Origin of the sequence: Pseudomonas soli (assembly GCF_021283165.2) — a bacterium.
Classification (GTDB): Bacteria; Pseudomonadota; Gammaproteobacteria; order Pseudomonadales; family Pseudomonadaceae; genus Aquipseudomonas; species Aquipseudomonas soli.
Window position 1 is genome coordinate 1074423 of sequence record NZ_CP128543.1, and the last position, 20516, is coordinate 1094938.

At 63.4% G+C, this 20516-nt stretch carries 20 protein-coding genes; 10 read left to right on the plus strand and 10 right to left on the minus strand.

Going from position 1 to position 20516, the window contains the following annotated elements:
- Positions 1–92: 92 nt before the first annotated feature.
- The 5 genes from lptB to LU688_RS04865 are packed head-to-tail and all read right to left on the minus strand — an operon-like array spanning position 93 to position 3410.
- The gene (gene lptB, locus LU688_RS04845) at positions 93–818 is read right to left on the minus strand and encodes an LPS export ABC transporter ATP-binding protein (protein ID WP_023629084.1); all 726 of its coding nucleotides are present in this window, start codon (positions 816–818) and stop codon (positions 93–95) included.
- On the minus strand, positions 819–1343 hold the full coding sequence (gene lptA / locus LU688_RS04850; protein ID WP_023629083.1) for a lipopolysaccharide transport periplasmic protein LptA: 525 nt from the start codon (positions 1341–1343) through the stop codon (positions 819–821).
- On the minus strand, positions 1330–1902 hold the full coding sequence (gene lptC / locus LU688_RS04855; protein ID WP_046856968.1) for an LPS export ABC transporter periplasmic protein LptC: 573 nt from the start codon (positions 1900–1902) through the stop codon (positions 1330–1332). Before lptC ends, lptA begins: the two co-directional genes overlap by 14 nt.
- A gap of 8 nt (positions 1903–1910) precedes the next feature.
- Complete coding sequence (locus LU688_RS04860) at positions 1911–2435, minus strand: KdsC family phosphatase (protein WP_160291260.1); 525 nt, start codon at positions 2433–2435, stop codon at positions 1911–1913.
- Entirely contained in the window at positions 2436–3410 is a 975-nt protein-coding gene (locus LU688_RS04865; RefSeq protein WP_038707430.1) for a KpsF/GutQ family sugar-phosphate isomerase, read from the minus strand.
- A 245-nt stretch (positions 3411–3655) separates the two neighbouring features.
- Here LU688_RS04865 and LU688_RS04870 point away from each other — a divergent pair, with 245 nt between their 5' ends.
- From LU688_RS04870 to hisC, 10 genes are all read left to right on the plus strand, one after another.
- The gene (locus tag LU688_RS04870; protein ID WP_023630420.1) at positions 3656–4465 is read left to right on the plus strand and encodes an ATP-binding cassette domain-containing protein; all 810 of its coding nucleotides are present in this window, start codon (positions 3656–3658) and stop codon (positions 4463–4465) included.
- Positions 4465–5262: a lipid asymmetry maintenance ABC transporter permease subunit MlaE gene (mlaE, locus tag LU688_RS04875; protein WP_031315029.1), complete on the plus strand. Its 798-nt coding sequence runs from the start codon at positions 4465–4467 to the stop codon at positions 5260–5262. Before LU688_RS04870 ends, mlaE begins: the two co-directional genes overlap by 1 nt.
- Positions 5262–5747, plus strand: coding sequence for an outer membrane lipid asymmetry maintenance protein MlaD (gene mlaD, locus LU688_RS04880; RefSeq protein ID WP_023630422.1), 486 nt, complete (start codon positions 5262–5264; stop codon positions 5745–5747). The genes mlaE and mlaD overlap by 1 nt, the downstream gene beginning before the upstream one ends.
- Positions 5748–5756: 9 nt before the next feature.
- A complete protein-coding gene (locus LU688_RS04885; RefSeq protein WP_023630423.1) occupies positions 5757–6410 on the plus strand; it encodes an MlaC/ttg2D family ABC transporter substrate-binding protein in 654 nt (217 codons plus the stop codon).
- Positions 6407–6709 (plus strand): STAS domain-containing protein, encoded by a 303-nt coding sequence (locus LU688_RS04890; RefSeq protein WP_023630424.1) that lies wholly within the window; start codon positions 6407–6409, stop codon positions 6707–6709. The genes LU688_RS04885 and LU688_RS04890 overlap by 4 nt, the downstream gene beginning before the upstream one ends.
- Positions 6710–6827: 118 nt before the next feature.
- The gene (locus tag LU688_RS04895; RefSeq protein WP_023630425.1) at positions 6828–7067 is read left to right on the plus strand and encodes a BolA family protein; all 240 of its coding nucleotides are present in this window, start codon (positions 6828–6830) and stop codon (positions 7065–7067) included.
- Between the two features lie 23 nt (positions 7068–7090).
- Positions 7091–8356, plus strand: a complete 1266-nt coding sequence (gene murA, locus LU688_RS04900; protein WP_046856963.1) for a UDP-N-acetylglucosamine 1-carboxyvinyltransferase — start codon at positions 7091–7093, stop codon at positions 8354–8356.
- Positions 8357–8449: 93 nt separating this feature from the next.
- Complete coding sequence (hisG, locus tag LU688_RS04905) at positions 8450–9085, plus strand: ATP phosphoribosyltransferase (RefSeq protein WP_023630427.1); 636 nt, start codon at positions 8450–8452, stop codon at positions 9083–9085.
- Positions 9086–9211: 126 nt separating this feature from the next.
- On the plus strand, positions 9212–10534 hold the full coding sequence (hisD, locus tag LU688_RS04910) for a histidinol dehydrogenase (RefSeq protein ID WP_023630428.1): 1323 nt from the start codon (positions 9212–9214) through the stop codon (positions 10532–10534).
- Between the two features lie 2 nt (positions 10535–10536).
- Entirely contained in the window at positions 10537–11586 is a 1050-nt protein-coding gene (hisC, locus tag LU688_RS04915) for a histidinol-phosphate transaminase (protein WP_023630429.1), read from the plus strand.
- A gap of 846 nt (positions 11587–12432) precedes the next feature.
- Here hisC and LU688_RS04920 read toward each other — a convergent pair.
- The 5 genes from LU688_RS04920 to LU688_RS04940 all read right to left on the minus strand — a co-directional run bounded on the left by LU688_RS04920 (position 12433) and on the right by LU688_RS04940 (position 20446).
- Positions 12433–15465 carry a multidrug efflux RND transporter permease subunit gene (locus LU688_RS04920; protein WP_160290977.1) on the minus strand — a complete coding sequence of 1011 codons (3033 nt, stop codon included), beginning with the start codon at positions 15463–15465 and terminating at the stop codon, positions 12433–12435.
- 13 nt (positions 15466–15478) lie between these two features.
- Positions 15479–16621: an efflux RND transporter periplasmic adaptor subunit gene (locus LU688_RS04925; RefSeq protein ID WP_232888264.1), complete on the minus strand. Its 1143-nt coding sequence runs from the start codon at positions 16619–16621 to the stop codon at positions 15479–15481.
- A gap of 214 nt (positions 16622–16835) precedes the next feature.
- Entirely contained in the window at positions 16836–17933 is a 1098-nt protein-coding gene (locus tag LU688_RS04930) for a DUF1513 domain-containing protein (RefSeq protein ID WP_104444464.1), read from the minus strand.
- A 2-nt stretch (positions 17934–17935) separates the two neighbouring features.
- Positions 17936–19000: an imelysin family protein gene (locus tag LU688_RS04935; RefSeq protein WP_104444463.1), complete on the minus strand. Its 1065-nt coding sequence runs from the start codon at positions 18998–19000 to the stop codon at positions 17936–17938.
- Positions 19001–19018: 18 nt separating this feature from the next.
- Positions 19019–20446, minus strand: a complete 1428-nt coding sequence (locus LU688_RS04940; RefSeq protein ID WP_104444462.1) for a di-heme oxidoreductase family protein — start codon at positions 20444–20446, stop codon at positions 19019–19021.
- Positions 20447–20516 lie beyond the last annotated feature (70 nt).

Here is a 20516-nt window from a genome sequence, read left to right on the forward strand (position 1 = left end):
TATATGCCTGAAATTGCAGCGTTTGCCTAGAGCACTTTAACAACTTAAGCCCCGATCAGGCGCATTCGCCAGTGCTCCGGGCAGGCCTGCGGTCAGAGTCGGAACTCGTGCCCCAGGTAAACTTCCTTGACCAGCTGGTTGGCCAGGATGGTCTCGGCATCGCCTTCGGCGATCAGTTGGCCATCGTTGACGATGTAGGCCGTCTCGCAGATGTCCAGGGTCTCGCGAACGTTGTGGTCGGTGATCAATACGCCGATGCCCTTGTTCTTGAGGTGGTGGATGATCTGCTTGATGTCGCCGACGGAAATCGGGTCGACACCGGCGAACGGTTCGTCCAGCAGGATGAACTTGGGTGCGGTGGCCAGGGCGCGGGCGATCTCGACCCGGCGACGCTCACCACCGGACAGGCTCATGCCCAGGTTGTCGCGGATGTGACTGATGTGGAATTCCTGCAGCAGGCTTTCCAGCTCCTTGCGCCGGCCTTCGCGGTCGAGGTCCTTGCGGGTCTCGAGGATGGCCATGATGTTGTCGGCCACCGACAGCTTGCGGAAGATCGAGGCTTCCTGCGGCAGGTAGCCGATACCGGCCTGGGCGCGCCCGTGCATCGGCTGGTGGCTGACGTCGAGGCTGTCGATCAGCACACGGCCCTGGTCGGCCTGGACCAGGCCGACGATCATGTAGAAACAGGTGGTCTTGCCGGCGCCGTTGGGGCCGAGCAGGCCGACGATCTGGCCGCTGTCGATGGACAGGCTGACGTCGCGCACGACTTGCCTGCCCTTGTAGCTCTTGGCCAGGTGCTGGGCTTTGAGGGTTGCCATTTACTCGGCCTTTTTCTTCGGTTGAATGACCATGTCGATACGCTGACGCGGTGCAGTCACGTTGCCACCGCGCCCGGCGGTAGCCACCTGGGTCTTGGTGTTGTAGACGATCTTCTCGCCTTCGGTGGTGTTGCCTTCGTTCTCGACCTTGGCGCGGTCGGTGAGGATCACCACGTCTTTCTGCGCCTGGTACTGGATGGTCACGGCCCAGCCTTTCATCTTGTCGGGCTTGGCGGCGCTCTGCTGCTGCTCGAAGTAGGCCAGGTTGCCCACCGAGGTGACCACGTCGATATCGCCATTGGCGGCGCGGGTCATGGTCACGGTGTTGCCTTTGATCATCATCGAACCCTGGGTGATGATCACATCGCCCGTGTAGGTGGCGACGCCTTGCTTGTCGTCCAGGTGGGCGTTGTCCGCCTGGATGCGGATCGGCTGGTCACGGTCGTTCGGCAGGGCGAAGGCGCTCGCGCTTCCCAGTGCTACGCCCAGGCTGAGCAGAAGGGGGATGGTTTTAACGAGCCTCATACTGTCCTCTTACGTTAGAGAGCAGGTCCATCCTGCCTTCTTTCAAATACGCTTTCATTCCTTTGCCCGTAGTCGTGCCACCGGCGCCGTCGATTCTAACGGCTTGCTCGGTCTGCGCATATTGCTTCTGCGGGAACACGGTCATGCGTGTGCTGGTGATGATGGTTTCGCGTTGCTTCTCGTCGGTGCGCGCCACGCGCACTTCGTCGATCAGCTCCACCTCGGTGCCGTCCGGGTTGACCTCGGCGCGCTTGCTCTGCACATGCCAGGGGTACTCGGTGCCACGGTACATGTGCAGGTCGGGGGTGGTCACCAGGGTGACCTCGCTGGCCTTGAGGTGCTCGACCTTGGCGGCGGTCATCTCGTACTGCAGCTTGCCGTCGGGTAGGAACTGCAGGCTGTGGGCGTTGATCGCGTAGTAGTCGATGGCGCTCTGGTCGACCTGGGCCTGGGGTTGCTCGAGGAAGCTTTCCGGGCTGATGTTCCAATAGCCTACCGCAACCAGTACGGCGGCAATCCCGCCTAGCAGCGCGACATTTCTGATCTTCTTGCTGAGCATGGGCAGCCTTACAGGTAATGGGCGTTGGCAGCGTCCAGGGTGCCCTGGGCCTGCATGATCAGTTCACAGAACTCGCGGGCGGCGCCTTCGCCGCCGCGGGCCTGGGTAACGCCGTGGGCGTGCTGGCGAACGAAGGCCGCGGCATTCTGCACCGCCATGCCCAGACCGACGCGGCGGATCACCGGCAGGTCGGGCAGATCGTCGCCGAGGTAGGCGACCTGTTCATAGCTTAGATTGAGTTCGGCGAGCAGGCCGTCCAGCACCACCAGTTTGTCCTCGCGGCCCTGGAACAGGTGCGGGATACCGAGGTTCTTGGCCCGGCGCTCGACCACGGGGGTCTTGCGCCCGCTGATGATCGCGGTGGTCACGCCCGAGGCCATTAGCATCTTGATGCCATGGCCGTCGAGGGTGTTGAAGGTCTTGAATTCGCTGCCGTCCTCGAGAAAGTACAGGCGGCCATCGGTGAGCACGCCATCGACGTCGAACACGGCCAGCTTGATGGCCTTGGCGCGTTGCATCAGGTCCTGGTTCATTTACATCACTCCGGCGCGCAGCAGGTCGTGCATGTTCAGGGCGCCGGTCGGGCGGTCGTCCTGGTCGACAACCACCAGCGCGCTGATCTTGTGGTCTTCCATGATCTTCAGTGCCTCGGCGGCGAGCATCTCGGCCCGGGCGGTCTTGCCGTGCACGGTCATCACTTCGTCGATGAGCGTCTTGTGCACGTCGATGTTGCGGTCCAGGCTGCGGCGCAGGTCACCGTCGGTGAAGACTCCGGCCAGCTTGCCGTCGTTACCCAGCACCACGGTCATGCCCAAACCTTTGCGAGACATTTCAAACAGCGCGTCCTTGAGCAGGGTGCCGCTCTTTACCACGGGCAGTTCTTCGCCGGCATGCATGACATTCTCGACCTTCAGCAGCAGGCGACGGCCCAGCGCGCCGCCCGGGTGGGAGAAGGCGAAGTCTTCGGCGGTGAAGCCGCGAGCCTCCAGCAGGGCAATGGCCAGGGCGTCGCCCAGCGCCAGCGCCGCGGTGGTGGAAGAGGTGGGTGCCAGGTTGAGCGGGCAGGCTTCCTGGGCGACGCTGGCGTCGAGGTTGACTTCGGCGGCCTGGGCCAGGGGCGAGTCCGGTTTGCCGGTGAGGCTGATCATCTGGATGCCCAGGCGCTTGATCAAGGGCAGCAGGGTGACGATCTCGGCGGTGCTGCCGGAGTTGGACAGGGCAAGAATGACATCGTCACGGGTGATCATGCCCATGTCGCCATGGCTGGCCTCGGCCGGGTGCACGAAGAATGCCGGGGTGCCGGTGCTGGCCAGGGTGGCGGCGATCTTGTTGCCGATGTGCCCCGACTTGCCCATGCCTACCACCACGACCCGTCCCTTGCTGGCCAGGATCAGTTCGCAGGCCTTGACGAAGTCCCCGTCGATGCGGGCCAGCAGGGCCTCCACGGCCTCGAGTTCGAGGCGCAGGGTGCGCTGGGCGGATTGGATCAGCTCGCTGGATTGAGTCATGTCGAAACGCAATGCCTGATGAAAAGGCGGCGATTATAGCCGCAATGTGTGAAAGGCTCATCCTTCGAATGTCATATGGATGCCGCGCTTGCCTGTCTGTGCCCTGAACGAGTGGGGTGACGGCCTTGGGGCGGGCCTATCAGCGGTGCTATAGTTCGCCGCTATTCGGCCCGCCGGGGACCTGTGTGCCTTCCAGATGAAGGCAGGCGTCCACTATGACGAGGCTGCACTAGCAAGGAGTCTAGATGAGTGTGGATAGCGCCTACGCGGTCGAGTTGAAGGGCGTCACCTTCAAGCGCGGTTCGCGCAGCATTTTCAGCAACGTGGACATACGCATTCCCCGCGGCAAGGTCACCGGCATCATGGGGCCTTCGGGGTGCGGCAAGACCACCTTGCTGCGCCTGATGGGCGCGCAGTTGCGCCCGGCCGGCGGCGAAGTCTGGGTCAATGGGCAGAACCTGCCCGCGCTGTCGCGGGGCGACCTGTTCGATGCGCGCAAGCAGATGGGCGTGCTGTTCCAGAGCGGTGCGTTGTTCACCGACCTGGATGTGTTCGAGAACGTGGCCTTCCCGCTGCGGGTGCATACGCAGCTGTCGGACGAGATGATCCGCGACATCGTGCTGATGAAGCTGCAGGCCGTGGGCCTGCGCGGCGCCATCGACCTGATGCCCGACGAGCTGTCCGGTGGCATGAAGCGCCGTGTGGCGCTGGCCCGTGCGATCGCCCTCGACCCGCAGATCCTCATGTACGACGAGCCGTTCGTCGGCCAGGACCCGATCGCCATGGGCGTGCTGGTGCGCCTGATCCGCCTGCTCAACGATGCCCTGGGCATCACCAGCATCGTGGTGTCCCATGACCTTGCGGAAACCGCGAGCATTGCCGACTACATCTATGTGGTCGGTGATGGCCAGGTGCTGGGGCAGGGCACGCCAGACGAACTGATGGGCTCGGACAACCCGCGCATCCGCCAGTTCATGAAAGGCGACCCGGATGGCCCGGTACCCTTCCACTTCCCTGCGCCTGACTACCGCGCCGATCTGCTGGGGACGCGTTGATGCGCAGAAAATCCTTACTCGAACGTATCCGTCTGTTCGGCCGTTCGGCCATCGATGTGCTGGCCGTGCTGGGACGCTCGTGCCTGTTCCTCGGCCATTCGCTGGGCGGGCGCAGTGGTATCGGCGGCGGTTTCCAGCTGCTGGTCAAGCAACTGTATTCGGTGGGCGTGCTGTCGCTGGCGATCATCGTCGTGTCCGGCGTGTTCATCGGCATGGTGCTGGCCCTGCAGGGCTACAGCATTCTCAACAAGTACGGCTCGGAACAGGCGGTGGGGCAGATGGTCGCCCTGACCCTGCTGCGCGAGCTGGGGCCGGTGGTCACTGCATTGCTCTTTGCCGGTCGCGCGGGCTCCGCGCTGACCGCCGAAATCGGCAACATGAAATCCACCGAGCAGTTGTCGAGCCTGGAAATGATCGGCGTCGACCCGCTCAAGTACATCGTGGCGCCACGCCTGTGGGCCGGCTTCATTTCGCTGCCGCTGCTGGCGCTGATCTTCAGTGTGGTGGGCATCTGGGGCGGCTCGTGGGTTGCCGTGGACTGGCTGGGCGTCTACGAAGGCTCGTTCTGGGGCAACATGCAGAACAGTGTCTCTTTCAGCGACGACGTGCTCAACGGGCTGATCAAGAGCCTGGTGTTCGCCTTCGTCGTCACCTGGATCGCCGTATTCCAGGGGTACGACTGTGAGCCCACTTCAGAAGGGATCAGCCGTGCCACCACCAAGACCGTGGTCTATGCCTCGTTGGCAGTCCTGGGTCTGGACTTTATTCTGACCGCCTTGATGTTTGGAGATTTCTGATGCAAAACCGCACCCTGGAAATCGGTGTCGGCCTGTTCCTCCTGGCCGGGATCCTGGCGCTGCTGCTGCTGGCCCTGCGTGTCAGCGGGCTGTCGGCCAGCCCGAGCAGCGACACATATAAAGTTTATGCGTACTTCGACAATATCGCCGGTTTGACGGTCAGAGCTAAAGTGACCATGGCCGGTGTGACCATCGGCAAGGTCACCGCCATCGATCTGGATCGCGACTCCTACACCGGTCGGGTGACGCTGCAGTTGGACAAGCATGTCGACAACCTGCCGACCGACTCCACTGCCTCGATCCTGACTGCCGGCCTGCTGGGCGAGAAGTACATCGGCATCAGCGTGGGCGGCGAGGACGTGGTTCTCAAGGATGGCAGCACCATCCACGACACGCAGTCGGCGCTGGTGCTGGAAGATCTGATCGGCAAGTTCCTGCTCAACTCGGTGGGCAAGGAACCGAAAGAAGCTCAACCGGCTAATTAAGGAGTTTCCATGATTTCGATCCTGCGACGTGGCCTGCTGGTTCTGCTGGCGGCCTTCCCCCTGCTGGCCCTGGCGGCGCCGGGGCAGTCTGCCCGTGATGTGATCCAGGGCACCACCACCCAGTTGCTCAGCGACCTGAAGAGCAACAAGGAGCAGTACAAGGCCGACCCCAATGCGTTCTACAACGCGCTCAACGCCAATCTTGGCCCGGTGGTCGATGCCGACGGCATCTCCAAGAGCATCATGACGGTCAAGTATTCGCGCAAGGCCTCGCCCGAGCAGATGCAGCGCTTCCAGGAGAACTTCAAGCGCAGCCTGATGCAGTTCTATGGCAACGCCTTGCTGGAGTACAACAACCAGGGCATCACCGTCGACCCGGCCAAGACCGAGGCTGACGATCGCACCAGCGTCGGCATGAAGATCACCGGCACCAACGGTGCGGTCTATCCGGTGCAGTACACCATGGTCAAGCTGGACGGCGAGTGGAAGGTGCGTAACGTCATCGTCAACGGCATCAACATCGGCAAGCTGTTCCGCGACCAGTTCCAGGATGCCATGCAGCGTAATGGCAACAACCTGGACAAGACCATCGACGGTTGGGCCGGTGAAGTGGCCAAGGCCAAGGAAACAGCCGACAGCTCGCCGGATAAGGAAGTCAAATGAGCGACGCCGCCGTGAGCATGGCCGCGCCGGGCGTTCTTGCCCTGGCCGGCGTGCTGGATTATCGCAGCGGCCCGGCCCTGCGCAAACAGGGCAAGGCGTTGATCGCCGCCAGTGGCGAGGCGCGCCTGGTGTTCGATTGCACTGCGGTGGTCAAGTCGAGCAGCGTCGGCCTGTCGTTGCTGCTGGGGTTCATGCGCGATGCCCAGGCGGCTGGAAAAACCTGGGAGTTGCGCGGTATCCCCGAGAACATGCAGGAAATTGCCGGGGTCTATGACCTCGATGAGGTATTGGCGGGCTGATGCCCTGCCGTTCGGGAAAGGCCCCTCGGTCAGTGCGCCCCTTCATGGGCTTCGCAGGCGAGGGGCTTTTTTGTATGATGGCCGACCCGCGCGCGTTGGGCGCCGATCGAGGTTGAGCATGCAGGCCGTAGAAGTTAAAAGCTTTCTGGAAGAGAAATTGCCGGGAACCCAGGTCGAAGTTGAAGGCGAAGGCTGCAACTTCCAGTTGAACGTGATCAGCGACGAGCTGGCCGGCCAGAGCCCGGTCAAGCGTCAGCAGGCGATCTATGCTCACCTCAATCCGTGGATCGCCAACGGCAGCATTCACGCGGTAACCATGAAATTCTTCAGCAGCGCAGCCTGGGCTGAGCGCACCTGAGCCTACTTGGCGGCGAGATACGTATGGACAAACTTATTATCACTGGTGGCGCGCGTCTCGATGGCGAGATCCGCATTTCCGGCGCAAAGAACTCCGCCCTGCCGATCCTTTCGGCCACCCTGCTGTGCGATGGCCCGGTCACGGTCGGCAACCTGCCGCACCTGCACGACATCACCACCATGATCGAGCTGTTCGGCCGCATGGGCATCGAGCCTGTGATCGACGAAAAGCTCTCGGTGGAGATCGACCCGCGTACCATCAAGACCCTGGTCGCTCCCTACGAGCTGGTCAAGACCATGCGTGCCTCGATCCTGGTGCTCGGCCCCATGGTGGCCCGCTTCGGTGAGGCCGAAGTGGCCCTGCCGGGTGGCTGCGCCATCGGTTCGCGTCCGGTCGACCTGCACATCCGCGGTCTGGAGGCCATGGGCGCGAAGATCGACGTCGAAGGCGGCTACATCAAGGCCAAGGCCCCCGAAGGCGGCCTGCGTGGCGCGCACTTCTTCTTCGACACCGTCAGCGTCACCGGCACCGAGAACATCATGATGGCCGCCGCCCTGGCCAAGGGCCGCAGCGTGCTGCAGAACGCCGCCCGTGAGCCGGAGGTGGTCGACCTGGCCAACTTCCTGATCGCCATGGGTGCGAAGATCCAGGGCGCCGGTACCGACACCATCACCATCGATGGCGTCGAGCGCTTGCACTCGGCCAACTACCGTGTCATGCCCGACCGCATCGAGACCGGCACCTACCTGGTCGCCGCTGCCGTGACCGGTGGCCGCGTCAAGGTCAAGGATACCGACCCGACCATCCTCGAAGCTGTCCTCGAGAAGCTCAAGGAAGCCGGCGCCGACATCACCACCGGCGAAGACTGGATCGAGCTGGACATGCACGGCAAGCGGCCGAAGGCCGTTAACCTGCGTACCGCTCCGTACCCGGCGTTCCCGACCGACATGCAGGCGCAGTTCATTTCACTCAACGCCATCGCCGAAGGCACTGGCGCGGTGATCGAGACCATCTTCGAAAACCGCTTCATGCACGTGTATGAAATGCACCGCATGGGCGCGCAGATCCAGGTCGAGGGCAACACTGCCATCGTCACTGGCGTCAAGGCGCTCAAAGGTGCGCCGGTAATGGCCACCGACCTGCGTGCTTCCGCCAGCCTGGTGCTGTCGGCGCTGGTCGCCGAAGGCGACACCCTGATCGATCGCATCTACCACATCGACCGTGGCTACGAGTGCATCGAGGAGAAACTGCAGATGCTGGGCGCGAAAATCCGTCGCGTGCCGGGTTAGCAGTCACCGTGGCGCAGGGACGCGCCAGCCGAATCGTATGCGGTCGGGCTGCTGAGCCCGGCCGGCAGTAGACGCTTAAGGACCGACGTTCCAATGTTGACCATCGCGCTATCCAAAGGCCGTATTCTCGACGATACCCTGCCACTGCTGGCCGAGGCCGGTATCGTGCCGACCGAGAATCCGGACAAGAGCCGCAAGCTGATCATCCCCACCACGCAGGATGATGTGCGCCTGCTCATCGTGCGTGCCACCGATGTGCCGACCTATGTCGAGCATGGCGCCGCCGACCTCGGTGTGGCCGGCAAGGACGTGCTGATGGAATACGGTGGCCAGGGCCTGTACGAACCCCTGGACTTGCAGATCGCCCAGTGCAAGCTGATGACCGCTGGCGTAACCGGCGCACCAGAGCCCAAAGGCCGCCTGCGCGTGGCTACCAAGTTCGTCAATGTAGCCAAGCGCTACTATGCCGAACAGGGCCGCCAGGTCGACATCATCAAGCTGTACGGCTCCATGGAGCTGGCGCCACTGATCAACCTTGCCGACAAGATCATCGACGTGGTCGACACCGGCAATACCCTGCGCGCCAACGGCCTCGAGCCCCAGGACCTGATCGCCACGATCAGCTCGCGCCTGGTGGTCAACAAGGCCTCCATGAAGATGCAGCACGCCCGTATCCAGAGCCTGATCGACACCCTGCGCAACGCCGTCGAATCGCGACACCGCGGCTGACCTCTGCGCGCGACCTCCGCTGTCGCGCCCGTCTATCCGCGTCATAGCCTTTTTTCTCAGGTGCCCGCGCGGATGGAGTGGTAGCTTTAGGGCGCCTGAACATCCGCTAATAACGAGGCCCTCGCCATGACCGTGTCCACTGCAATTGCCCGTCTCAACGCCGCTGACCAGGATTTCGCCCGACATCTGGATCATCTGCTGAGCTGGGAAAGTGTGTCCGATGACGCGGTCAACCAGCGCGTGCTCGACATCATCAAGGCCGTGCGTGAGCGCGGTGACCAGGCACTGGTGGAGTTCACCCAGCGTTTCGATGGTGTTGATGCCAAGACGATCGACGATTTGATCCTCGATCGCGAGCGCCTGGAGCTTGCGCTGACGCGCATCACCCCGGTACAGCGCGAGGCCCTGGAAAAGGCCGCCAACCGCGTGCGCATCTACCATGAGCGGCAGAAGCAGGACTCGTGGCAGTACACCGAGGCTGACGGCACTGTCCTCGGCCAGAAGGTCACGCCGCTGGACCGTGCCGGGCTGTATGTGCCTGGTGGCAAGGCGTCGTACCCATCGTCGGTACTGATGAATGCCATTCCGGCCAAGGTCGCGGGGGTCAGCGAGGTGGTAATGGTAGTGCCGACCCCGCGTGGCGAGGTCAACGAACTGGTACTCGCCGCGGCCTGCATCGCCGGGGTCGACCGTGTGTTCACCGTCGGTGGCGCCCAGGCCGTGGCAGCCCTGGCCTACGGTACCGAGAGCGTGCCGCAGGTGGACAAGATCGTCGGCCCGGGCAACATCTATGTGGCGACCGCCAAGCGCCATGTGTTCGGCCAGGTCGGCATCGACATGATCGCCGGCCCTTCGGAGATCCTGGTGGTCTGCGACGGCCAGACCGACCCGGACTGGATCGCCATGGATCTGTTCTCCCAGGCCGAGCACGACGAGGATGCCCAGGCGATTCTGGTCAGCCCGGACGCCGCTTTCCTTGATCGCGTCGCTGCCAGCATCGACAAGCTGCTGCCGACCATGGAGCGTGCCGAGATCATCGAGAAGTCGATCAATGGCCGTGGCGCGCTGATCCAGGTGCGTGACATGCAGCAGGCCATCGAGGTGGCCAACCGCATTGCCCCCGAGCACCTGGAGCTGTCCGTGGCCGATCCGCAGGCCTGGTTGCCGCAGATCCGCCATGCCGGCGCGATCTTCATGGGCCGTCACACCAGCGAGGCGCTGGGCGACTACTGCGCCGGCCCCAACCACGTGCTGCCGACTTCCGGCACCGCGCGCTTCTCTTCGCCACTGGGCGTGTATGACTTCCAGAAGCGTTCGTCGATCATCTTCTGCTCCGAGCAGGGCGCGTCCGAGCTGGGTCACACCGCTTCCGTGCTGGCCCGGGGCGAATCGCTGACCGCCCACGCGCGCAGCGCCGAATACCGCATCCTCAACGAGAAGGGGAACTGAGCATGAGTCGATTCTGGAGTCCGTTCGTCAAGGACCTGGTGCCTTACGTGCCGGGTGAGCAGCCGAAGCTGGCGCGGCTGGTCAAGCTGAACACCAACGAGAACCCCTATGGCCCGTCGCCCAAGGCGCTGGAAGCCATGCGCGGCGAGCTCAACGACAACCTGCGGCTGTATCCGGACCCGAATGGTGACCGGCTCAAGCAGGCGGTGGCCGAGTACTACGGCGTGACGCCAGCGCAGGTGTTCGTCGGTAACGGCTCGGACGAGGTGCTGGCGCACATTTTCCACGGTCTGTTCCAGCATGACCGCGGGCCGCTGCTGTTCCCGGACGTGAGCTACAGCTTCTACCCGGTGTATTGCGGTCTGTACGGTATCGCGTTCGAGCAGGTAGCACTGGATGAGCAGTTCCAGATCCGGGTTTCGGACTACAGCAAGCCTAATGCCGGGGTCATCTTCCCCAACCCCAATGCGCCGACCGGCTGCCTGTTGCCGCTTGAGGCGGTCGAGCAACTGCTGCAGGCCAACCGGGATTCGGTGGTGGTGGTCGATGAGGCCTACATCGATTTCGGTGGCGAAACGGCCATCAGCCTGGTTGATCGCTATGACAACCTGCTGGTGACCCAGACCTTGTCCAAGTCGCGTTCGCTGGCGGGGCTCAGGGTTGGCCTGGCGGTGGGGCATCCCGACCTGATCGAGGCGTTGGAGCGGATCAAGAATAGCTTCAACTCCTATCCGTTGGATCGCATGGCGATTGTCGGGGCGGCGGCGGCGTTCGACGACCGTGAGTATTTCGATGAGACCTGCCGCAAGGTTATCGACAGCCGGGACGTGCTGGTTTCTGAGTTGGTGGCGCGTGGGTTCGAAGTGCTGCCTTCGGCGGCGAACTTTATCTTTGCCCGGCATCCCGGGCAGGATGCTGCCGGGATCGCGGCGCGGCTTCGTGAGCAGGGGGTGATTGTTCGGCACTTCAAGCAGGAGCGGATTGCGCAGTTCCTGCGGATTACGATTGGGACGCCGGAGATGAACCAGGCTTTGCTTGATGCTTTGAATTGATATCAGGGGTTTGACAGGGGGGCGGATTGGGGGTGGTTGTTCTGACTTCTGATTCGCCCCTTGTTGTTGTTGTTGTTGTTGTTGTTGTTGTTGTTGTTGTTGTTGTTGTTGTTGTTGTTGTTTGGTGGTTTTGGAAGTTGTATGCGCATTCATTTTTGATATTGACGCTTATTCACCTTTCCGCCCTTACGGCGGGTCCCTTTTTGAAGGATCAAAAAGGAACCAAAAAATCCTCGCTCCATTCATCCGGCCCTCCGCTTCGCTCCGGGTTCCCTCACTCCGGCCTTGCTCCCGGGAGGACCGCGCTGAACGCCCCATCCTGGGGCGCAGCGCTTGACGGGCATCCATGCCCGTCACCTCCCTCCGCAAGACCTGCGTTCGGCCTCCTGAAGTCGCGAAGTTACGGGCGGCGCCTGGACTGGCGCAGCTGTCGCTAGTTGGAGCGTAATTAAACTCTCGATTGTTTCGCGGGGCACAGCCAATATATAACTTACTTTGAAACAGTAAACCTCGCATTTCCTGCTCTTGCTCTTGCTTCTAAGCGCGCGATAGTTCAGGCGCTGCCAATTGCGACTTCAGGAGGCCGAGCGGAGTTCTTGCGTAGTGGGGCGACGGCCATGGATGGCCGTCGAGCGCTGCGCCCCAGGATGGGGCGTACAGCGCGGTACCCACGGGAGCAAGAACGGAGCGAGGGAACCCCGGAGCGAAGCGTAGGGGCCGTATGAACGGAGCCGAACGGTTTTGCCGACTTTTGCCACGACAAAAGTCGGCCGCCGTAAGGGCGGAAAGGTGACTAAATGTCGATATCGTCTACGAATACGCATACAAAACCAAAAACAATCACCCTCAAGCCCCAGCAACACCTTTATGCGCCAAAACACTATAAATGCACGGCAAAACAAACAACGTAAACAAAGTCCCCACCGACATCCCGGTAGCAATCACCATCCCGATATCAAACCGGCTAACCGCCCCGGCCCCGGTGGCCAAAATCAAGGGCACCATGCCAAACACCATGGCCGCCGTGGTCATCAGCACCGGCCGCAGGCGAATCGCAGCGGCTTCTTCGATTGCCTCGCGTACCCCAAACCCCCGCTCGTCCCGTAGCTGATTGGCAAACTCGACAATGAGAATCCCATGCTTGGTAATCAGCCCGATCAGTGTCACCAACCCCACCTGGGTATAGATGTTCATGCTCGAGACCCCAAGGAACAGCGGCAAGAGCGCACCGCAGATGGACAACGGCACGGTCACCAGAATCACCAGCGGATCGCGGAAGCTCTCAAACTGCGCCGCCAGCACCAGGAAGATGATCGCCAGCGCCAGGCCGAAGGTCACCCACAACGCGCTGCCCTCCTGGACGAACTGCCGAGCTGTCCCGGCATAGTCCAGTGAAAAGCCTTCCGGCGCCTCCTCGCGGGCGATGGCGCGCACGGTTTCCAGTGCTTCACCCATGCTCACCAGCGGAACGCCCTGGATGATCGCCGAGTTCAGCTGCTGGAACTGGTTGAGCTGTCGCGGCCGGGCCCGGTCGCTCAGGGTGATCAAGGTCGATAATGGCAACAGTTGGCCTTGCTCGTTCTTCACGTAATAGTTCTTCAGCCACCCGGGGTTGGCGCGGTAGGGCCGTTCAACCTGGGCGATGACCTTGTAGCTGCGACCCTCCAGCGTGAAACGGTTGATCTCGGCCTCGCCAAGCAAGGTCGCCAGGGTGCTGCCAAGGGTGTCCATCGACACGCCCATCTGCGCCGCCTTGGCGCGGTCGATGTCGATCACCACCTCCGGTTTGTCGAAGGCCAGGTCGATGTCGAGGAAGGCGAATTTACCCGAGGCCTGGGCGCGCTCCTTGACCCGTTGCGCCACCTCCAGCAGCGCCGGGTAATCACCGGCGGTGTTGATCACCAGCTGGAACGGCAGGCCCTCGCCGGTGCCGGGCAGCGATGGCAAGTTGAAGCCGAAGATCTGCAGGCCGCCGATCTGTTCGAGTTTGGCCTGCACCAGCGGCAACAGCTGCATCTGCGTGCGCTCGCGTTCGTTCCAGGGTTTGAGCAGGAAGCCGCCGATACCGCTCTGTACGCCGTTGAAACCATTGATCTGGAATGACGAGTAGTACTCGGGGAAGCCCTTGAAGATTGGCGTGAACTGGTCGGTATAGGCGTTGAGGTAGTCCAGGTTCGCGGTTTGCGGTGAACTGCTCATCATGAAGATAACCCCCTGGTCCTCCTCCGGGGCCAGCTCGTTGCGGGTGAACATCAGCAGCACCGGGATCAGGCACATGATGAGCACGGCGAACACCAGCACCACCGGGCGGCTGTTGAGCGTACCGTGCAGCAGGCGCTGGTAGCGTACCTTGAGCGATTCGAAGATCAGGTCCAGGCGGTGGGCCAGCCCGCTGGGGTTCTGTTCGTGGCGCAGCAGCACGGCGCACATCATGGGGGAGAGGGTGAGGGCGACGACCCCGGAGATGACCACGGCTCCGGCCAGGGTCAGGGCGAACTCCTTGAACAGGGCGCCGGTCAGCCCGGTGAGAAAACCAATGGGAGCGTACACAGCAGCCAAGGTGATAGTCATGGACACGACCGGCAGGGCGATCTCGCGGGCACCCTCCAGGGCCGCTTCGAAGGGCGTCTTGCCTTCTTCGATATGGCGGTGGATGTTTTCCACCACGACGATGGCGTCATCCACCACCAGGCCGATGGCCAGTACCATCGCCAGCAGGGTCAGCAAATTCAGCGAATAGCCCATCATCTGCATGAAAAACAGCACGCCAATCATCGACAACGGGATGGTCACCACCGGGATCACCACCGACCGCAGGGCGCCGAGGAACAAAAACACCACGACGATGACGATCAGCACCGCCTCGCCGAGGGTCTTGATCACTTCGTCGATGGAGGCCTGGATAAACAGGGTGGCGTCGTAGGCGATGGACACCTTCAGGCTGGAGGGCAGTTGTTCTTCGAGCTGCGGCATGATCCGCCGTACTTCCTTGATAACCTCCAGCGGGTTGGCCGCCGGCGTGGCCTTGATGCCGATGTAAACCGAGGGCGTGCCGTCGAACGAACTGACCGTGTCGTAGTTTTCGGCGCCCATTTCCACCCGGGCCACGTCACCCAGCAGTACCCGGCTGTCACCGCTGGTCTTCACCGGTAGGGCGGCGAAGGCTTCGGCAGACTTGAGCTCGGTGCTGGCGTTGATGCTGGTGACCACGTACTCGCCCTTCACTTCGCCAGCTGCGGAGAGGAAGTTGTAGCGGCGCACGGCGTTGGTCACGTCCACTGCTGACAGGCCGAAGCCGGCCAGCTTCACCGGATCGATCCAGATACGCATGGCGAACACCTGGTTGCCGAGAATCTCGGCCTCGGCCATGCCCGGCAACGTGGCCAGTTTGGGTTGGATGACCCGTGACAGGTAGTCGGTGATCTGCGGGTTGCTCATTTCCTTGCTGTAGAAGCTGATGTACATCAGTGCCGAGGCGTCGGCGGCCTCCTTGCTCAGTACCGGATCCTCGGAGTCCTGGGGCAGCTTGTTGCGCACCTCGTTGGCCTTGGCCAGCAACTGGGTGAACAGCCGGTCGGTGTCGGCGCCGATCCGCGCGTAGACCGAAATGATCGAGAAGTTCTGCCGGCTCACCGAGGTCATGTAGTCGATGCCGTCGGCGCTGGCCAGGCTCTGCTGCAGCGGCTGGGTGATGTAGCCCTGGATGGTCTCGGCGTTGGCCCCGGGGTAGGCGGTCGTCACCGTGATCAGGGCGTTTTCCATCTGCGGGTACTGGCGGATCTGCAGCTTGCTCCAGGCCTGCAGGCCCAGCAGCAGGATCAGCAGGCTGACCACGCAGGCCAGCACCGGGCGGCGGATGAACGGGTCGGTGAACGCCATGGCCGCCTCCCGTTCACTGCGCGCCAGGCGCGGCGGGTTTCAGGGCTGAATCGGCGCTGATGCGGATCGCCGCGCCTGGGCTCAGCTTGAGCTGACCCGCGGTGACGACCTGGTCACCGGCCTGCAGGCCCTTGAGCACCACGACCCAACCGTCGCGACGCTCGCCGGTCTGCACGGTGAGTTGTTCGGCGATCAGCTGCGGCTGATCGTTGGCATCGTGCAGCGGCTGGCCGTCCTCGCCCTTTTTCGGGCTGACGCGATACACCGAGTTGCCGTAGAGGGTGTAGGTGATGGCGTTTTCCGGCACCACGACCTGCGGTTGCGGGTCGGGCAGCAACAGTTGCAGGCTGGCGAACATGCCCGGCAGCAGCTTGCCTTCGGGGTTGGCCAGGGTGGCGCGGACCATCAGGTTGCGCGTGCTTTCCTCGACCTTGGGGTTGATCGCGCTGAGGCTGGCGGGGAAGGTCTGGTCAGGGTAGGCGGCCACCTGGGCCAGCACGCGCTGGCCGAGGCTCAGGTGTGGCAACGCCTGCTCGGGCACATTGAAGTCGACGTAGAGACTGGACAGATCCTGCAGGGTGGCGATCACCGTACCGCTGGGCAGGTAGGCGCCGACGTCCACTTGGCGGATGCCGATGGTGCCGCTGAACGGAGCGCTGATGCTCTTTTTCGCCAGCGATGCCTTGAGCTGGTCAACCACGGCCTGGTTGCGCCGGTACTGGCTGGCCAGGCGGTCATATTCGCCACGGGAGATCGCCGAGTCGCCGACCAGTTGGCTGCCGCGGCCGAAGTCGACCTTGGCCAGCCCCAGGTCGGTCTGTGCGGTGCCGAGCAGGGCGGTTTCCTGGTCGCTCTCCAATTGCAGCAACAACTGGCCGGCCTTGACCTGTTGCCCGGATTCGAAATGCAGCGACTTTACCGTCCCGGCCACCTCAAGGCTCAACTCAACGCCCTGGTAGGCCTTGAGGCTCCCGACCGCCGGCATGCGCTCCTGCCACTGGCGTAGCTCGGCCTGGGCAGCGGCAACACTGACCGGGGGCCTGGGCTGCGAGAACATCTGCACTTGCCGGTAGATGGAAAAGGCCTTGATGCCCCCCAGGATCAACACGATCAGCAGGACGACGGCCAACATGATCAGCATGCGGCGGCGCAACATGGTCCGGTTCCCTGGAGGTGGATTTTGTTGTTCGTCGGGCACGACCACGGGCGATCCGGCCCACGTGCGATGGGGCAAGTATTGTCGGTTTTCTGGAAAAGGGGAGGAGATAGATTGCCTGTTGTGGCCCCATCGTCGGCAAGCCGGCTCCCACAGGAGGGTGTTGCTGGTGTGGGGCTTGCCGGCGATGGGGCCGGTGCAGGCAATAGAGCGATCAGACCAGGTGCAGATGGTTATCCCAAAAGCCTGAAGGCAGGTCCATCGGTTGCCCGATCAACTGCGCCTGGCGGCAATCATAGAAGCGGCAGCGGCCTTGCCCGGAGGTGACTACGAAACCATCCTTCACCGCTCCGACCCCGGCGCAATCGGGCATCGGCGCATCAAGTTTGACTGCGCCGCTGTCCAGGTCCCAGATGAACAGTCGGTTGGCCCGCGGCGCGGTCAGCGCCACCAGGCGCAGGTCGCTGTGGATGGCGACGCTGGCGGTGTACTGGGCCATCGATTGCAGCTGGCGCTCCGGCACCGGGAAGGCCTGGAACGGCTCGCCCGGGCGCTTGATTGCCAGCAGTTCGGCGGTTTCTTCCGAGCCACCCATGAACTGCTGGCAGGCGGCGATGGTGCCATCATCGCCAACTGCCAGGTGACGCACGCTGTTCATCTGCTGGGCCAGGGTCTCCTTGCTCAGCAGCGTGCCGTCACGCTGCATCAGCACCAGGCTCGGCTCCATGGCGTCGAGGTTCATCTCCACCCGGCTCTCGGCCTCGGTGCGGATGCCGCCGTTGGCCACCACCAGGGTCTCGCCATCGGGCAGCCAGGCCACTTCATGGGGTCCGATGCCGTGGGTGGGGATCTCGCCGCTGTGCACCAGGCGCTCGCCCTCGAAGCGGTAGACGCCCAGTACGCCACGGCCTGGGTCGCTGGTGTCGTTCTCGGTCGCATACAGCCACTCGCCACCCTTGTGGATTACCGCATGGCCATAGAAGTGCCGGTCGGGCTGTGAGGCGAGGGTCTGCAGCAGGCGCCCGTCACGCAGGTCGACCAGATAGCTCTCGGTGCCGGGTCGGCGCGCGACGAACAGCGCGATGGGCAGCGTCGGGTGGTTGATGATCGCATGGCAACGCTGGGCCACCTGGGTGCTGAACACCTGGGTGCCGTCCAGGCGGAAGCCGACGGCGTAGTGCTTGCCGTCGCCGTCGTCGCGGGCCGAAAGCAGCAAGGGTTCGCTGCCTTTGCCGCGGAACAGGCTCCAGCCACCCAGGGTGAGGGCGCTGAGCAGAACGCTACCGAGTTTCAGGGCCTGGCGTCGCAGCATGATCAGTCACCGTCGTTGGCGTTGAAGCCCAGCTGGATGTTCAGCGCCTTGGCCAGCTCGCCTTCGTGCAGGCGGTGGACGACGTTGAGGGCATCGTAGATTTGGTTGAGGGTCTGCTTGCCGGCGTCATCGGCCAGCAGTTCGCCGAGGGTCTTCTGGTTGTCGGCCAGCAGCTTGAGCGCAGCAGCATAGGCGTCGTCGATCTTCTGTGCCAGTGCCGTCTGGTCCTTGGCCAGCAGTCCGCGCAGGCCTTGGTTGTCGACCCCGACCCAGACAGTCTGGGCGGCCTTGAGCGAGGCTTCCAGGCTCTTGATCGACGAGTGGCTGCGCCAGGCCTCGGCCTGCAGTGGTTGGGCAATGCCCTTGCTCTGCCGGCCCATTGGCGCGCCGAGCTTTTTCTTCAGGCTGTCCAGGGCGGTGACCTGGGCACGCAGCACGTCGGCGATCGCCTCGTGGGAGTCGGCGTAGCGCTGGTTGGGGAACTTGGTCATCTGCGACAGCATGCCGTCGGTGCTGTTCCAGCCCTTGAGGATCTCTTCGGCCAAGGCCTTCTGGTGTTCGCCGATGGCGACCAGCAGCGGGCAGTAGCGGGCCTTCTGTTCGGCGCTGGCGATGTCTGGCTTGCTGTCGAACAGGATGTATTCGTAGGCGGACAGGCCACGGACCACGACGCTGGCCTTGCCCAGCGATTCGACGGTGACCGCCTGCTCGCCGTTGACCAGTTGCTCGACCTGGCGGCCGACCAGGTTTTTCTTGTCCGGCCAGAACTGCACCTGCCAGGCACGGTTGCCTTCGGCCAGCGGGCCGACCAGCAATGGCTGCAATTCGGCCCAGGCTTTTTGCGCGTTGAGGAAGTCGGCACGGGCGGTCTCGAGGTCCTGTTTGCCCTCACAGTAGGCCAAGGCGCTGGCGGCCAGTTGCCGGTCGGCCTCAACCCAGCGGCTGTAGGTCGGCAGGATCACCTGCTTGGCGATGGCCGCGGAGGTCACTGCCTGTGGGTCTTGTGGCGAGCAGGCGCCCAAGGCGAGTGCGGCGAGGCTGGTGAACAACAGTTTGGGTCGGAACATGCCCGGCTCCTTGTGCGTTTAAAGTGAATTCAGGAACGCCAGCAGCGCTGCGCGCTGCTCGGCATTGAAGGTCAGTACATGGTCGCGCGCCGCCTGGGCTTCGCCGCCGTGCCAGAGCACGGCCTCGAGCAGGTTGCGGGCGCGGCCGTCATGCAGGAACTGGCTGTGGCCGCTGACGGTTTCGCTCAGGCCGATGCCCCACAGCGGTGGGGTGCGCCAGTCCTGGCCGTTGGCGGCAAATTCGGTGCGTTCGTCACTCAGGCCCGGGCCCATGTCGTGCAGCAGCAGGTCGCTGTAGGGGCGGATCACCTGGTTGGCCAGTTCCGGCTCGGCCGCATTGGCGGCGGTGGTGAATTGCGGGGTGTGGCAGCCCTGGCAACCAGCCTGGTAGAACAGGTTCTTGCCGGACAATACCTGCGGCGCATCGACGTTGCGCCGGGCCGGCACGGCAAGGTTGCGGGTGTAGAAGGTGACCAGGCGCAGGATATTGTCGCTGACCTCCTTTTCGCCGCCCTGGCCATTGCCATTGGGCGCGGCCAGGCAATCGAGCTGCGCTGCGGTGCAGTCGTCCTTGGGCAACAGGGTGGTGGTCAGGCCCATGTCGCCGGCGAAGGCGTGCACGTTCTGCTGGTTGACGTTTGGCTGTCCTGCCTTCCAGCCGAAGCGGCCGACCACGGTCCTGCCCTGGGCATCGTCCCACACGCGGTTGGCGCGGCCACGGATACCGTCGCGGTTGTGGTCGTCGGGATCCTCGTTGGCCAGCAGGTCGGCTTCGGGGATGGCTTCAAGCAGGCCCAGGCCGATCATTGGCGGAGCGACCCGGGCGGAGAAGCGTGTGTCGGGGTGCAGCGGGCCGTAGCCGAGCTGGCTGATTCGCAGGGTCGGGCGTCGCAGTTCGACCTGGTGGCCGTCCGCGAAGGTGACATTGTGGTTGTCGTAGGTCACGCGGACCTTGCCTTCCGGGGCCACGCCGGGGATGGCCATGTCCTGGAACTGGGTACCGTAGACGGGCTCCGGGACTACCCCCAGGCGCTCGATCACCTGGGCGTAGTACGGCTGGTCGGGGATCGACAGACGCACCAGCATCGACACCGCGTTGCTGTCGTCTGGCTCCGGCGGATGGCCGCGACCATCGCGCACGTGGCAGTTCTGGCAGGCGTTGGTGTTGAACAACGGGCCGAGGCCATCGCGGGCGGTAGTTGTGGAGGGGGCGATTACCCAGGGGTTGCGGAAGAAGCTGTTGCCCACGGCGAAGTCCAGGCGCCGCTCGGGCGTGAGGTTGGCCGAGGGCAGCGAGTAGGCGTTGCGATCGCTGCGCTGCACCGTCGCCTTGCCGCCGGAGAGCGCCTCGCCGGGCTCGGCCTGGGTGAAACGCGGGGCGTCGTCACAGGCGGCGAGGGCGAAGGCCAGCAGCAGAGGGCTTAGGCGGAGCAAGGACATCGACAATCCTGGGCATGGGCGAAAAACCGGCGTGCAAGCTTATCAGGCCAGGGGGGATTGAATAAGAGCAATTTGC

What these genes read in the sequence shown, in the direction of transcription:
- lptB (WP_023629084.1), bottom strand. Translation starts at nt 818, where the DNA reads ATGGCAACCCTCAAAGCCCAGCACCTGGCCAAGAGCTACAAGGGCAGG.
- lptA (WP_023629083.1), bottom strand. Translation starts at nt 1,343, where the DNA reads ATGAGGCTCGTTAAAACCATCCCCCTTCTGCTCAGCCTGGGCGTAGCA.
- lptC (WP_046856968.1), bottom strand. Translation starts at nt 1,902, where the DNA reads ATGCTCAGCAAGAAGATCAGAAATGTCGCGCTGCTAGGCGGGATTGCC.
- LU688_RS04860 (WP_160291260.1), bottom strand. Translation starts at nt 2,435, where the DNA reads ATGAACCAGGACCTGATGCAACGCGCCAAGGCCATCAAGCTGGCCGTG.
- LU688_RS04865 (WP_038707430.1), bottom strand. Translation starts at nt 3,410, where the DNA reads ATGACTCAATCCAGCGAGCTGATCCAATCCGCCCAGCGCACCCTGCGC.
- LU688_RS04870 (WP_023630420.1), top strand. Translation starts at nt 3,656, where the DNA reads ATGAGTGTGGATAGCGCCTACGCGGTCGAGTTGAAGGGCGTCACCTTC.
- mlaE (WP_031315029.1), top strand. Translation starts at nt 4,465, where the DNA reads ATGCGCAGAAAATCCTTACTCGAACGTATCCGTCTGTTCGGCCGTTCG.
- mlaD (WP_023630422.1), top strand. Translation starts at nt 5,262, where the DNA reads ATGCAAAACCGCACCCTGGAAATCGGTGTCGGCCTGTTCCTCCTGGCC.
- LU688_RS04885 (WP_023630423.1), top strand. Translation starts at nt 5,757, where the DNA reads ATGATTTCGATCCTGCGACGTGGCCTGCTGGTTCTGCTGGCGGCCTTC.
- LU688_RS04890 (WP_023630424.1), top strand. Translation starts at nt 6,407, where the DNA reads ATGAGCGACGCCGCCGTGAGCATGGCCGCGCCGGGCGTTCTTGCCCTG.
- LU688_RS04895 (WP_023630425.1), top strand. Translation starts at nt 6,828, where the DNA reads ATGCAGGCCGTAGAAGTTAAAAGCTTTCTGGAAGAGAAATTGCCGGGA.
- murA (WP_046856963.1), top strand. Translation starts at nt 7,091, where the DNA reads ATGGACAAACTTATTATCACTGGTGGCGCGCGTCTCGATGGCGAGATC.
- hisG (WP_023630427.1), top strand. Translation starts at nt 8,450, where the DNA reads ATGTTGACCATCGCGCTATCCAAAGGCCGTATTCTCGACGATACCCTG.
- hisD (WP_023630428.1), top strand. Translation starts at nt 9,212, where the DNA reads ATGACCGTGTCCACTGCAATTGCCCGTCTCAACGCCGCTGACCAGGAT.
- hisC (WP_023630429.1), top strand. Translation starts at nt 10,537, where the DNA reads ATGAGTCGATTCTGGAGTCCGTTCGTCAAGGACCTGGTGCCTTACGTG.
- LU688_RS04920 (WP_160290977.1), bottom strand. Translation starts at nt 15,465, where the DNA reads ATGGCGTTCACCGACCCGTTCATCCGCCGCCCGGTGCTGGCCTGCGTG.
- LU688_RS04925 (WP_232888264.1), bottom strand. Translation starts at nt 16,621, where the DNA reads ATGTTGCGCCGCCGCATGCTGATCATGTTGGCCGTCGTCCTGCTGATC.
- LU688_RS04930 (WP_104444464.1), bottom strand. Translation starts at nt 17,933, where the DNA reads ATGCTGCGACGCCAGGCCCTGAAACTCGGTAGCGTTCTGCTCAGCGCC.
- LU688_RS04935 (WP_104444463.1), bottom strand. Translation starts at nt 19,000, where the DNA reads ATGTTCCGACCCAAACTGTTGTTCACCAGCCTCGCCGCACTCGCCTTG.